Origin of the sequence: Aliivibrio sp. S4MY1 (genome assembly GCF_028765545.1) — a bacterium.
GTDB lineage: Bacteria > Pseudomonadota > Gammaproteobacteria > Enterobacterales > Vibrionaceae > Aliivibrio.
Map to the genome: position 1 here is coordinate 109,542 of NZ_JARACP010000006.1, position 13,106 is coordinate 122,647.

12 protein-coding genes are annotated in these 13,106 nt (G+C 40.2%); 9 read left to right on the forward strand and 3 right to left on the reverse strand.

Annotated elements, in window-relative coordinates; translation table 11 throughout:
- The first annotated feature begins 12 nt into the window (after window positions 1–12).
- Genes PVK71_RS08405 through PVK71_RS08430 form a run of 6 tightly spaced genes read left to right on the forward strand, consistent with a single transcriptional unit; the run spans window position 13 to window position 6,607 of the window.
- Window positions 13–2,349: an MMPL family transporter gene (locus PVK71_RS08405; RefSeq protein WP_274417969.1), complete on the forward strand. Its 2,337-nt coding sequence runs from the start codon at window positions 13–15 to the stop codon at window positions 2,347–2,349.
- Window positions 2,349–2,978, forward strand: coding sequence for a DUF3261 domain-containing protein (locus PVK71_RS08410; protein WP_274417970.1), 630 nt, complete (start codon window positions 2,349–2,351; stop codon window positions 2,976–2,978). The genes PVK71_RS08405 and PVK71_RS08410 overlap by 1 nt, the downstream gene beginning before the upstream one ends.
- 5 nt (window positions 2,979–2,983) lie before the next feature.
- Window positions 2,984–4,174, forward strand: a complete 1,191-nt coding sequence (locus tag PVK71_RS08415) for a beta-ketoacyl-[acyl-carrier-protein] synthase family protein (protein WP_274417971.1) — start codon at window positions 2,984–2,986, stop codon at window positions 4,172–4,174.
- A complete protein-coding gene (locus tag PVK71_RS08420; protein WP_274417972.1) occupies window positions 4,171–4,641 on the forward strand; it encodes a hotdog family protein in 471 nt (156 codons plus the stop codon). Before PVK71_RS08415 ends, PVK71_RS08420 begins: the two co-directional genes overlap by 4 nt.
- A gap of 8 nt (window positions 4,642–4,649) precedes the next feature.
- Complete coding sequence (gene fabG / locus PVK71_RS08425) at window positions 4,650–5,375, forward strand: 3-oxoacyl-ACP reductase FabG (protein ID WP_274417973.1); 726 nt, start codon at window positions 4,650–4,652, stop codon at window positions 5,373–5,375.
- On the forward strand, window positions 5,372–6,607 hold the full coding sequence (locus tag PVK71_RS08430) for a beta-ketoacyl-ACP synthase (RefSeq protein ID WP_274417974.1): 1,236 nt from the start codon (window positions 5,372–5,374) through the stop codon (window positions 6,605–6,607). Before fabG ends, PVK71_RS08430 begins: the two co-directional genes overlap by 4 nt.
- A 124-nt stretch (window positions 6,608–6,731) precedes the next feature.
- Here the strand turns inward: PVK71_RS08430 and PVK71_RS08435 are convergent, their stop codons facing one another.
- Both PVK71_RS08435 and rplY read right to left on the reverse strand, forming a co-directional pair.
- Window positions 6,732–7,175: an META domain-containing protein gene (locus PVK71_RS08435; RefSeq protein ID WP_274417975.1), complete on the reverse strand. Its 444-nt coding sequence runs from the start codon at window positions 7,173–7,175 to the stop codon at window positions 6,732–6,734.
- 300 nt (window positions 7,176–7,475) lie between these two features.
- Window positions 7,476–7,754: a 50S ribosomal protein L25 gene (gene rplY / locus PVK71_RS08440; RefSeq protein ID WP_069594897.1), complete on the reverse strand. Its 279-nt coding sequence runs from the start codon at window positions 7,752–7,754 to the stop codon at window positions 7,476–7,478.
- Between the two features lie 222 nt (window positions 7,755–7,976).
- Here rplY and PVK71_RS08445 point away from each other — a divergent pair, with 222 nt between their 5' ends.
- Window positions 7,977–8,402: a cytochrome c gene (locus PVK71_RS08445; protein WP_274417978.1), complete on the forward strand. Its 426-nt coding sequence runs from the start codon at window positions 7,977–7,979 to the stop codon at window positions 8,400–8,402.
- A 33-nt stretch (window positions 8,403–8,435) separates the two neighbouring features.
- Here the strand turns inward: PVK71_RS08445 and PVK71_RS08450 are convergent, their stop codons facing one another.
- Window positions 8,436–10,160 carry a DEAD/DEAH box helicase gene (locus PVK71_RS08450; RefSeq protein WP_274417979.1) on the reverse strand — a complete coding sequence of 575 codons (1,725 nt, stop codon included), beginning with the start codon at window positions 10,158–10,160 and terminating at the stop codon, window positions 8,436–8,438.
- 109 nt (window positions 10,161–10,269) lie between these two features.
- Between PVK71_RS08450 and PVK71_RS08455 the strand changes: the two genes are divergently transcribed.
- Window positions 10,270–11,496 carry an alpha/beta fold hydrolase gene (locus PVK71_RS08455; RefSeq protein ID WP_274418113.1) on the forward strand — a complete coding sequence of 409 codons (1,227 nt, stop codon included), beginning with the start codon at window positions 10,270–10,272 and terminating at the stop codon, window positions 11,494–11,496.
- A gap of 42 nt (window positions 11,497–11,538) precedes the next feature.
- Window positions 11,539–13,101, forward strand: a complete 1,563-nt coding sequence (locus PVK71_RS08460) for a phospholipase D family protein (protein ID WP_274417980.1) — start codon at window positions 11,539–11,541, stop codon at window positions 13,099–13,101.
- The last annotated feature ends 5 nt before the right edge of the window (window positions 13,102–13,106 follow it).

Here is a 13,106-nt window from a genome sequence, read left to right on the forward strand (position 1 = left end):
GGTATTTAATTAATGATAATGAAACCGCGCTTACTGGCATTAATTTGGTCATTGGTATTATTGATAATCTTGGGTGTGTTTGGTTATCAAACCAGCACCAAAGGCGCATTACCGATTGAAACGAACATCTTAGCGTTACTGCCTGATAATCAACAAGATCCCGTTGCTCAGCAAGCCTTTGATAATATTGCGAATACCATGAGTGATAAAGTGGTGTTTGTCGTGCATCAAAGGCAGAGTAATGATAAAGAGTTGATTACAGCGGTGGATTATCTCAGCCAAACATTAACTGAATTGCCAATGTTTGATTCAGTGACGGCAACGGTGAGTGAAAATCAGCAGCAAGCGTGGGGTCAATACTACTTTCCTGCACGAGCACAACTATTAAGTGAGAAACAGAAACAACAGTTAACGGATAAACCAGAGCAGCAAGTCCAGCAAGTGTTGCATGCGTTATACAATCCTTTTTCTGGGGTGACAGGTGCTGAGTTAGAAAACGACCCATTTTTGCTGTTTCGAGATTATTTATCAGGCTTAGTTCAGAGTTCAGGAAATATCCAAATTGAAAATGGTTATTTAACAGCCATGGTGGATCAACAGAAATACATAGTGATCACCGCCGATCTTGCCGGATCATCCTATCAGCTCTCTTTACAGCAGCAATTGCCTGATTTACTGACAGTAGAGCAGAAGATAGAAACTCAGTTTGATGTTGATATTCAACATACCGGTGTCATCTTCTATGCTGCGCATGGAACAGAGAGTGCAAAAGGGGAGATCAGTACCATAGGCTTAGGTTCATTGATTGGTATTTTTGTACTGGTTTTGGTGGTCTATCGCAGTACCTTGCCATTAGCGTTAGCCCTGTTATCTATAACCACAGGCTTATTCTGCGCCTATGTATTAACCATTAGCTTATTTGGTTCTATTCATTTATTTAGTTTGGTATTTGGTGCCAGTTTAATTGGTGTCTCGATAGATTATGCGTTTCACTTTTTAACTGATCGTTTAAATGCCGGAGCTAAATGGAACTCTGTCGAAGGTATAAAGCAACTTTTCCCAGCAATCACGCTTGGTTTAATCACCAGTTTAATTGGCTACCTTGGAATGCTGATTGCGCCGTTTCCTGGCTTACAGCAATTATCGCTCTTTTCTGCGATTGGTTTAACTGCCGCTTATTTTACCGTTGTCTGTTGGTATCCTGTATTAGCCAGTAAACCGAGCAAGCACCATGTTATTCCTGCTCAACGAGCGCTAAGTCAATGGCTATTGGTATGGCAACAACCGCTGATCCGTTTAGTACTGCCATTCAGCCTTTTAATCGCTTCAGTATTTGGGGTAACACAGGCTAAATACGATGATGATATTCGCCAACTTCAAGCATTGCCTCAAGCATTACAACAGCAAGAAAGAGAAATAAAAGCCATTACTGGTATTGGTGGATCTCAACAATTATTGTTGGTCAGAGCAAAGACAGAAGAAGCGTTATTACAAAAGTTAGAGCGAGTGTCAGATAAGCTTGAGCAGAGTGGTGATTTTGGTGGATTCCAATCCATTAGCCGTTATGTGCCATCACAAAAAACACAGCAAGAGAACTATCAACTCGTTACTGATTTATATAAACAACAAGCAGATACTTATCAAAAAGTGATACAGCAAAAGCAAGCACTGTCAGCATTACAGCCGTATCAAGCGTTAACGATTGAAGGTTTTTTAGCATCTCCAATATCAGAAACCGTAGGCTTTTTGTGGCTTGGTCATATTGATGATGTATTTGCTTCAGTGATCACCTTTAATCAAGAAGTAGACAGTGCAACATTGAGTGAGTTTGCTAAAAATAACGACGCGACTTATCTCAATAAAGCTGAAGAGATCTCTACCTTATTTGCTCAATACCGCCAACGAATTACCGAACTGTTATTAATGGCATATGCAGCAATATTTTTACTTTTATTACCTCGCTATAAAGTGAAACAAGCGTTCTTAATTGTATTGCCTCCGTTTATCGCAGGTTGTGCAGGGCTTGCGGTGACGGTGTTAACGGGGGTGCCATTAAATCTGTTTAATTTATTAGCGTTAATGCTGATTTTAGGAATAGGGATAGATTACACCCTGTTTTTTGCTGAGCAGAATAAACAAGGTGACGATTCCCATAAAGAAAGTACCTTATTGGCGATTTCATTATCGGCATTAACCACGATTCTTTCTTTTGGATTATTGGCATTAAGTGAAACCCAAGCGATCCACAGTTTTGGTATCACGGTATTAACAGGTATCATTGTCGCTTGGTTACTCGCACCACTCAGTCAATTAGCCCCTTCTCATATTCACAGTAAAAGGGATAAATAATGAAGAGTAAGCCGTTAACACTCCGTTATTTTAGTGTCTTTATTTTGTCGTTTATCCTTATGGGATGTGCATCAAAACCGATCAAACAGCCTAATCAAGTTGAGGTAGCTCAAGGAACATTTGTTACGCTACCTCAGCCAGAGCAATATGGCAGTGATTTATCTTTGAGTCAGTTGATTTCGGTTGAGTTTCAAGGAACTAAACAGCAACTGCCAGTTCAATTACAACTAACGGGTAATGATCTGGTTCTTGCAGGTTTTGCTTCATGGGGATCTCGATTACTCAGCTTAGATTATGATGGGTTAACCCTAGAGACCTATGTTATGGCGGGGCTTGCGGATACACTTCCGCCTCCAGAGCAAGTATTGTTTAATGTGATGATTACCTTGTGGCCGCTGGAAGCGTGGCAGTCACCTCTTAATAGCATTGGTTGGACATTAACAGAAAGTGATAATCATCGAGTACTACGTGATGCTGTAGGTAACATTGTTCTTGATGCGCGTTATGATTCAATCAAAGACAAGCTTAGTGGTGATATCACGCTAAGTAGCCCTCATTTGGGCTATATTATTACCATCAAAACGTTTTCACATTCGCAAGAAGCACAAACTCAAAAGAATAATGGATAAATAAAATGAGCGAATTTCCTGTATATATTCATGCCTGTGGTTCGCATTCCGCATTAGGCAAAGAGATAGCTGATATCCATCAGACTCTTCAAGGCATCAAAGCGCCATCAATGAGAGTAGAAGATGGCTGGCTAAATGATGGAAAATCGACCGTTGTTGGAAAAGCGGAAGGTGAACTGCCAATCGTACCATCACGTTTGGCAGCATTTAATACTCGAAATAACCAATTAGTGCTCTCAGCATTACAGCAAATCGAAGATCAAATTCAGCAAGCAAAAGAAAAGTACGGCGCAGATCGTATTGCTGTGGTGGTAGGGACAAGTACTTCTGGGATCTCTGATGGTGAAGTGGCACTTAGTGCCAAGCTAAATACTGGCGAGTTTTCTGATGGCTATCATTACCGCAAGCAAGAGTTAGGTAATCCTGCGGAATTTATCGCAGAGTATTTAGAACTTACAGGCCCAACGTATGCAATTTCAACGGCGTGTTCTTCTAGCGGTCGTGTGTTTTTATCAGCAAAACGATTATTAAAATCAGGCTTTGTTGACGCAGTTATTGTTGGTGGCACAGATACCTTGTGTAAATTAACACTGAACGGTTTTAATAGCCTTGAAGCCTTATCAAATGAGCACTGTTTACCATTTAGCCCTAATCGCAAGGGAATTAATATTGGTGAAGCGAGTGCTTACATGCTATTGAGCGCAGAGCAAAAAGACTCCGATGATCCCATTGCTCTATTAGGCGCTGGTGATAGCTCTGATGCACATCATATCTCAGCCCCTCATCCAGAAGGAAAAGGCGCGATAGAAGCGATGGAAAAAGCCTTAAAAGATGCAGGACTTAATGCCGAAGATATTGGTTATATTAATGCTCACGGTACAGCGACACCATTGAATGATGCGATGGAATCAAAAGCGGCACATGCTGTTTTTGGTTCTCAAACGCCAATCAGTTCAACTAAGCCATTAACCGGACACACTCTTGGTGCTGCAGGTATCATTGAAGCTTCAATTTGTTGGCATATACTCAAATTCAATTTAGCATTACCTGTGCAAATCAACGATGGTGAAAAAGATGTCGAGCTAGCCGAGATTAACTTAGTTCAAAGCCAGAGTTTAGAAAAGAAAGCGATCATCAGTAATTCTTTTGCTTTTGGTGGCAACAATATTAGTTTAATTTTTGGGTTTCATTCATGAGCCATATTCCAGATTTAATCGACCTTTTACCTCATGATATGCCATTAGCTTTAGTTGATGAGTTGATTGATGTTCAGGAATTGTCTATTCATTGTCGAGCAACTATCAGTGATAAGAATATTTTCTTTAATCATGAAACCAAAACACTTCCTGCATGGGTAGGTATTGAGTTCATGGCACAAAGCGTTGCTGGTTGGTCAGGCTATCACGCATGGAAAAATGGCAATAAGTCACCGATAGGCTTTTTGCTTGGCAGTCGTAAATACCAAGCGGAGTGCAGTGAATTTCAACAAGGCGACACACTCGACATTTTTGCAGAGCAAGTACTTGAGAATAATGGCATGGCGGTATTCAGTTGTTATATTGAATCAAATGGTCAGCAAGTGGCTTCGAGCCAGCTTAATGTATTTGTACCAACAGAAGAAAAATTAGAAGAGCTTCTCGCTCCTAAGCAAGACAAGCAGTAGAGGGAATCATGACAAGACAAGTATTAGTGACCGGAGCCAGTAAAGGTATTGGTCGCGCAATTTCAGAGCAGTTAGCCAAAGATGGTTTCTTTGTTGTTGTGCATTATATGAGTGATAAAGCTGGCGCAGAACAAACACTAGCAACGATTGAAGAAAACGGTGGATCAGGGCGCCTAATTCAATTTGATATTAGTGACCGCGCACAATGTAAAGAGAGATTAGAAAGCGATATTGAGACTCATGGCGCTTATTATGGTGTTGTGAGTAATGCCGGTATTACGCGAGATACGGCATTCCCAGCAATGACAGAAGAAGAATGGGATGGGGTTATCCATACCAATCTTGATAGCTTTTATAACGTATTACACCCATGTGTTATGCCAATGGTTCAAAAGCGTAAAGGCGGTCGCATTGTTACGCTTGCATCAGTGTCAGGCATTGTTGGTAACCGTGGTCAAACTAACTACAGTGCAGCAAAAGCAGGCGTGATTGGTGCCACTAAATCTCTTGCATTAGAACTAGCAAAACGAAAAATTACCGTTAACTGTGTCGCACCAGGTTTGATTGATACTGGCATGGTTGATGAGCATGTAAAAGAACATGCATTACCACAAGTACCATTGCGCCGTATGGGTGATCCAGAAGAAGTTGCAGGGCTTGTAAGTTACCTAATGTCAGATGTTGCGGGTTATGTTACTCGCCAAGTTATTTCTATTAATGGTGGTTTAGTATGAGTCGTCGTGTAGTTGTTACAGGTATGTCTGGCGTGACAGCCCTAGGCAGTGATTGGAACACCGTAGGCGAAAACCTTCGTAAGTGTGAAAATGCCACTCAATATATGCCAAGCTTTGAGGTTTATGATGGCTTAAATACCAAACTCGCTGCTCCGATTGATGACTTTACGTTACCAAAGCATTACACCCGTAAAAAGATCCGATCAATGGGTCGAGTATCATTATTATCAACTGTAGCCTCTGAACAAGCTCTAGAGCAGAGTGGCTTAATTGGTAATGATGTACTCACAAATGGTGAAACAGGCATTGCTTTTGGGTCATCAACAGGTTCAACCAATGCCGTTGGTGCATTTGGTGTTATGCTGAATGAAAAGTCAACCAAAGCGATTACTGCAACAACCTATGTGCAAATGATGCCACATACTGCAGCAGTAAACGTCGGTTTATTTTTTGGTTTACGTGGTCGAGTTATTCCTACAAGCAGTGCGTGTACCTCAGGTAGTCAAGCGATTGGTTACGCGTATGAAGCCATTAAGCATGGTTACCAAACCGCAATGGTTGCAGGTGGTGCTGAAGAATTATGCCCAACAGAATCAGCCGTATTTGATACTCTGTTTGCAACAAGTTTAAAAAATGATGAGCCTAAAACGTCACCAAGCCCATACGATCAAGACCGAGATGGCCTAGTTATTGGTGAAGGTGCTGGTGCTTTAGTTCTTGAAGAATACGATCACGCTAAAGCGCGCGGTGCAACAATCTACGCAGAGCTAGTTGGTTTCGCGAGTAACTGTGATGCAGCTCATGTAACACAACCTCAAATGGAAACCATGCAATTATGTATGGAAATGTCACTAAAAGACGCGAACTTATCGCCAGAGAAAATTGGTTATGTATCAGCACATGGTACAGCGACTGAGCGTGGTGATATTGCAGAAAGTACAGCGACAGAGAATGTATTTGGCTCATCTATGCCAATCAGTTCATTGAAGTCTTACTTTGGTCATACGTTAGGGGCTTGTGGTGCGATTGAAGCATGGTTATCGATAGAGATGATGCGTAACAATTGGTTTAGCCCAACCTTGAACTTGAATAATATAGATGAGCGTTGTGGCAAACTTGATTACATTACAGGCACAGGTCGTGAAATTAATTGTGATTACATCATGAGTAATAACTTTGCGTTTGGTGGTATTAATACATCGCTAATCTTTAAGCGTTGGGCTGAAGCGTAGTTTTGACTCTTTAAACTGTTAGCTTAGAAATAACAGATAAGAAAAAACCGGTGAGGGGAATCCACCGGTTTTTTTGTATCTTCAGATTGGTTAGATCGAAGATAGAATAATTAACATGCTTTGATTAGTTTACCCAATCACGCAGTGTGAATGTTAATTCGTGGTCTTGACCTTTAAGGATCAAGTTTTCTTTAGTAAGCGTAATGTCGCTCCATGTAGATAAAGTGCTAGACATAACTTGTTCAGTTGTCATTACATCACCCATACACATTTTCATTGTCATTCCCATTTTCTCAATACGGAATTGACCTTCTTCATTTAGCTCAGCTTGGCCAAAGAAGTTGTTACAACCAGCATTACCGTTTGCAGTCATTTTCTCGCCAATTTCAAGACGAGGTGCTTCCATTTTTTCAGGAGTAGCAACGTCTTTACCATCAACTTGAGTTAGCTGCCAGTTGTGGTGCTGAAGCATATCAGCAGAAACTTGAGCATCAGTATTGTTGTCGCCATTGCTTGCGCATGCAGCCATTAATACAGGTAAAGATACAGCCACTAATAACTTTTTCATTTTAACTCCTAATAGGTTTATGAATTTTTGCTTTTTTAATACACAGAAGTATAGAAGATAATAACCAAATATTGTCAGTAAAACGTAAAAAACACTGTCCAATTACTACTGCCTTATAAATTAGAATGAGAAATGGGAAGGGGATCTTAGTTTTAATTAGAAAAATAGAGAAATTACGCAATTCCTATACGTTAGATAGATTAAAGCCCCGATACTGGTAATATCGGGGCTTTAAAGGGGTTGTTATTTCAATTGGTAAGAGAGAAATAACATAATGCAAAAGAGTAAAACAGACTCGAATTAGATGCGGATGAAGTCCATGTGCTCAACTTTAGGCTTAAACGCGTGACGTTGAACGTCTTGCGGCTTAACCTTAACAGTAGCGCCATTGATTACTAGCTCAATTGCTTCGTAAAACTCAGGCTTATCCATTTGGTTGATAACATCAGAGTGGATTAGTTCGATTGATACTGGAGCTTCTGTGCCACCGTAAACGATTGCAGGGAATTTACCAGCGTGACGAAGGCGGCGGCTCGCACCCTTACCTTGTTCAGTACGTACTACTGCTTCAAATTTCATAGTCTTTACTCTCAAAATAGTAAAATAAAAAAATGCCATTAAGCTTAGCGACCTAACTTAACAGACTTTTCGTTTCGAAAAACGAGCGCGAATAGTACCATTCCATTATTTATCTAACAACCTATTTTCGTGTGTTTTTGATAGGTTTTTGTTAATGTAAAAGTTATCGTGGAATTCAACGATGAATACGTATAGCAATAAAATAGCAGCATGGAGGCAGAGATGAAAAAAATAGGATTAATTACGTTACTTTCTTTATCAGCGGTTGCAGCGGATTACGCCCAAGAAATAGAGACTCGACAAGATAACTTCCAGTATTTGGATACAACGGTTGATTTATTAGATGATGCGTTTGATAAAGAGGCGTTAGATTGGAATGAAATCATGCCACTTGCCCAAAGTGCCCACTTAACGGTTGAAGAGCAAAAGACTTTGTTTCCAGAAGGCAGTGCAGATAACAGCCGAGCACGCACTAAAGTTTGGGCCCAAAAAGCCGAATTTGAAGGTAAGTTCGATACCTTATCTCAGCAATTTATCTTAATTAGTGAAGCCGCAGTAGAGCAAGATGACGTTGCAGCACGAGCAGCCCTTGATAACGCATTTTCTCAGTGCCGCTCTTGCCATATGAATTATCGCTCTTTGTGGTAATCGAGCTTTAAATTGGATGACGGAATAAACAGATTATTCTTCAAAGATCTTATCGCGGATAGACCAAAACTTACCTTGTTTACGCGCAATCACAAAACTCGGTGGGCGAAAACGGTGTTGATTATTCGCGATTTTTATTGCCGTTGTTTCTTCAAATGGACGGTGTCTATCGACCAAGTGGGGGCGTACAAAGTTATTCAAAAATAATTGCTTCTGTTTTTTAGTCGCCATTTGCCACACTTCATGCAGCTCAGAATCATCGTCACCTAAATAAGTCACTTTGATTTGGGGTTTATCGAACTGATTTTTCCCAGCGGTAAGGGTTAAATCAATGCAATTTAGAATACGCGCATCTTTTAGCTTTAAGGCTTCTTTCAATTTTTTATCAGGGTCAACCAAAATGGCGTCGCACTCATGACAAACACGGGCAGCGATATCGTTATCTGCACCGCATTCATTACAATATTTGGCTCTAAAACGATAACCACACTCTTCGCGAGTGCCATCATCATCTTCAAAGTAGCCTTGGCAGCGACGCCCAAAGTGCTCAAGTAAAAAGCCATTGCTGTCTAACTTACCCCAAAAGTTATTATTAAAGCCGCAAGCAGGGCAGGGAATCGTGATAATTTCACTACTGCTATCAGGTTTAGGATCGCCCACTTCAGGTTGATATAAATCATAACAGTTTCCCGCATAATCTAAGATAGTGCACTCTGTTTTTCCTTCAGCAAGACGTAACCCTCTGCCCACAATTTGTTGATACAAACTGACGGATTCGGTTGGACGTAAAATAGCAATTAAATCTACATGAGGTGCGTCAAAGCCAGTAGTTAATACCGAGACATTAACTAAAAATTTAGTTTGTTGTTTTTTGAAGCGTTGAATGATGGCATCACGTTCAATCACTTTGGTATCGCCAATCACCAATTCGGATTGTTCTGGTGGCAGTAATGACAATATTTCTTGAGCATGGCGAACCGTAGCAGCAAAGATCATCACACCTTTTCTCTCTTTGGCGTACTCCACTATTTGCTGAACGATTTGTGGGGTGGCTCGTTTGGACTCTTCAATCACTAAATCCAATTCAGACTCTTTGTATTTGCCGGTAGATGCAGGTTTTAATTGCGAGAAGTCATAGCTCAAAACTGGGGCATCTAGCAGTTTTGCAGGGGTTAAAAAGCCTTCATCCAGTAAATACTGAATAGGTAATTCAAAAATACAATCACGGAAAAAACGAGGCGTGTCTGTTTTGACTTGTCCACGGGTATGGTATTGATAAATCCAACCTATGCCTAAGCGATAAGGCGTTGCGGTTAATCCAAGCACCTTAATACCAGAGTTTTGAGCTTGTAGGTGTTCAATTACCTTGCGATAACTCGTGTCTTTGTTATCTGGTACACGGTGGCATTCATCAATTACTAGTAAAGAGAATTGGTCTTTAAATGAATCAAGATTTCTAACCACAGATTGCACAGAGGCAAACACCACTTTTTTATCGTTTTCTTTACGGCCTAAACCGGCAGAGAAAATAGAGGCTTCTTCGCCATAGCCTTCGTACTTTTCATGGTTTTGTTCGACAAGCTCTTTAACGTGAGCAAGTACCAACACACGACCTTTTGCTATTCGTGCTAATTCAGCAATGACCAAACTTTTCCCCGCACCAGTAGGCAACACAAGCACCGCAGGCGTCGTGTGTTTTCGGAAATAATGGATAACCGCTTTAACAGAATCTTGTTGGTAAGGTCGTAACGTATACATGGATATATAAACAGTAGTTAAGGTAAAAACGCATCATATCAGAATATATAAGATTACTCCTTGTTTTCTTGCTAAGATGAATATAGTCAATTTAAGGATGAAGATGACAATGAGGCGATTAGTTACAGTGTTATTACTTAGCTCAATCTTATTGGGGTGCAGTAATTTTAAAAATCTTTCTCATGAGATGAAAGCGATTGATTCCATTACTCATCAATACACACTTATCTTGAGTCAGCCTACTTCAGATTCTGCTGTGGTTATCGAACAAATTAAAGACATCAATAAAAGTGAAGTGGATGGCTATGACGGCATAATAGACAGCGACAGTATTAAATTACAGCTATCAAATGATGTTCAATATCTACTTGTCTTTGACGATAAAAATCAAGATTTAACCCTCCAAGCGAATGAAGCATTCAGTGTGATTAATCTTCGTGATCATAAAGATAAATCAACAATAGAAACCACCTTAAGTGTTAATGAAAAGGCGATCCCCAAAGCTTTTGTTGATCGTCCATTATCCTCATTATTAAAAATAGAATTAAACCTTGTTGATATCGGTACGGTAGTGAACCTGACGGACCCGCCTTTTGAGAAAGACAATGCCGAACTTGGGATGTGGCAACCTTTAACATTCCTTTTAGAAAATAATGCAGGGCTTTATTTCTTATCTGAATATGACCCAAATAAAATTCCGATCTTATTTGTTCATGGTATTAACTCAACCGCATTAGATTTTGGGCCACTAATCGACAAAGTAGACAAATCTAAATACCAAATATGGGCCTTTAATTATCCTTCAGGCTTATCTTTATCTTTAAACTCCAAAGGTTTGAATAATTTATTACATACAGTGACCACTGAGTACAAGATTAAGAAAATGCATATCGTAGCCCATAGTATGGGTGGGTTAATTGTCACTAACAGTTCGCGGCAATGTAGTATTGGCGATCTATGTCATTTCATAAATAGCATTACGACCATATCTTCCCCGTTTGGTGGGGTAGGGTCAGCCAAGCAAGGTGTTGAATATTCACCAGTTGTAATGCCTGCGTGGATTGACTTAAATCCAGATAGTAAATTTATTGCTGATTTATTTACAGATAACGATAAAATTCATACGCCTCACTTCTTAGCATTTGGCTATAACCCGGGTGATTTGTTTAACACTGACAGCAATGATGGAGTGATTGATTTATCAAGCCAGCTATCGCGCCAAGCTCAACTGCATGCTGAGCAAATTCGGGGTTATGATGAAAACCACCTCAGCATTTTAGATAACGATGAGTTGTTTGATGATTTGTCTGATTTTTGGCTTAAAACAGAACAATAATGAATTATTGGTTATTCAACATTAACAAAGGAAGTTTATTCAATGTCAGTGCTTAAACGCATTCATGTCACTCTATTTTTTGTCGCTATTCTTACTGGGTGTGGTTCGCTTCCTGATGAGGTTGAGCACGCTAATGAATCAGTATCAGCACCATTAAACAGTACACTTTCGGAGTTAAGTAGTGCTTACCAACCGAAACCATCAACATCAGAAACCAGTGCAGTGTTGCTGCAAGATTCTGGTTGGGATGCATTAGCGCAACGGTTGGCATTAATCGAGACAGCAGAGCACAGCATTGATATTCAATATTATATTTGGAACTCAGACTCTTCGGGTCATTACCTTGCCAGTCGTCTATTAGCCGCAGCAGATCGTGGTGTTACAGTGCGTGTCATGTTGGATGACATCAACTTAAATGAACGTGAAGATCTACTTGTGGCGTTAAATGCTCATCCTCACGTTGAGATCCGCGTATTTAACCCCATTCCGACCCGTCGTGGCGTCACCAAATGGGTAAATTTCTTAGGGGATTTTTCTCGTTTAAACCGTCGTATGCATAATAAATCATTCACCGTTGATAGCGTGTTCTCTATTGTTGGTGGACGTAATATTGGTGATGAGTATTTTGATCTTTCTAACGAGATTAACTTTCGTGATCGTGATGTGTTAGTTCGAGGTTCAGTCGTTCGTGACATACAAACCAGCTTTATAGAGTATTGGGACAGTCGTTGGTCTTATCCTGTGGATTTGTTAACAAAAGAAACCTCGCAAGAACCACTTTTACAAAAAAACGTTCCACAAGAGCAACCAGTGTTAGATGAGATTGATGCGCCTGTTTATAAAAACTACCCAGCGTTACCAGAGGGAAATAAAACAGCATATCAATATCTCATCGAGTTAATGAATAAAATGACTTGGGTTAACGCTCAATTTGTTTTTGATCGCCCAGTACCGCTTGATAAAAACAATACCGATGAGCCAAAAGAGACCGCAAAAGCACTCGGAAAATTAGCCAGTGAATCAGACAAAGAGATCTTATTAGAATCGGCTTATCTTATTTTTGATGATAACCAACTTAAAGGGTGGCAAACGCTGATTAATACAGGCGTTGAGATAAAAGCGCTCACTAACTCAATGGCATCCAATGACTTAACGACTAATCACTCAGGTTATGCAGGTCGACGTAAAGACATGCTTGAGCACGGCATTCAGTTATATGAATTAAAACCAGAAACAGAGCTATGTGAAGAATCAACCAAAGACGTTTCTAAATGTGCACCAACATTACCTTACGGACTTCATGCCAAGTCAGCTGTTTTTGATGACCGTATCGCGAGTATCGGCTCTTTTAACTTCAATTTACGCTCAACGTACTTGAATACAGAATCGATTTTAATCATTGAAAATCAAAAAATCGCAGAGCAACTTACTCAAGATATCGAACACGCTATGGATGAAGAAAACAGTTGGCATTTAAAACTGCAAGAGGGGAATGTTCGTTGGTATTCTGGCGATAAAAGCTGGCAAAGCGAACCAGAAACTGGCCGATGGGAGCGTTTTGAGTCTCAGTTTTTGCAGTTATTGCCAATAGAAAAGTATTTGTGATAGAA

Coding starts and splice junctions, on each gene's coding strand:
- PVK71_RS08405 (WP_274417969.1), top strand. CDS start 13: ATGATAATGAAACCGCGCTTACTGGCATTAATTTGGTCATTGGTATTA.
- PVK71_RS08410 (WP_274417970.1), top strand. CDS start 2,349: ATGAAGAGTAAGCCGTTAACACTCCGTTATTTTAGTGTCTTTATTTTG.
- PVK71_RS08415 (WP_274417971.1), top strand. CDS start 2,984: ATGAGCGAATTTCCTGTATATATTCATGCCTGTGGTTCGCATTCCGCA.
- PVK71_RS08420 (WP_274417972.1), top strand. CDS start 4,171: ATGAGCCATATTCCAGATTTAATCGACCTTTTACCTCATGATATGCCA.
- fabG (WP_274417973.1), top strand. CDS start 4,650: ATGACAAGACAAGTATTAGTGACCGGAGCCAGTAAAGGTATTGGTCGC.
- PVK71_RS08430 (WP_274417974.1), top strand. CDS start 5,372: ATGAGTCGTCGTGTAGTTGTTACAGGTATGTCTGGCGTGACAGCCCTA.
- PVK71_RS08435 (WP_274417975.1), bottom strand. CDS start 7,175: ATGAAAAAGTTATTAGTGGCTGTATCTTTACCTGTATTAATGGCTGCA.
- rplY (WP_069594897.1), bottom strand. CDS start 7,754: ATGAAATTTGAAGCAGTAGTACGTACTGAACAAGGTAAGGGTGCGAGC.
- PVK71_RS08445 (WP_274417978.1), top strand. CDS start 7,977: ATGAAAAAAATAGGATTAATTACGTTACTTTCTTTATCAGCGGTTGCA.
- PVK71_RS08450 (WP_274417979.1), bottom strand. CDS start 10,160: ATGTATACGTTACGACCTTACCAACAAGATTCTGTTAAAGCGGTTATC.
- PVK71_RS08455 (WP_274418113.1), top strand. CDS start 10,270: ATGAGGCGATTAGTTACAGTGTTATTACTTAGCTCAATCTTATTGGGG.
- PVK71_RS08460 (WP_274417980.1), top strand. CDS start 11,539: ATGTCAGTGCTTAAACGCATTCATGTCACTCTATTTTTTGTCGCTATT.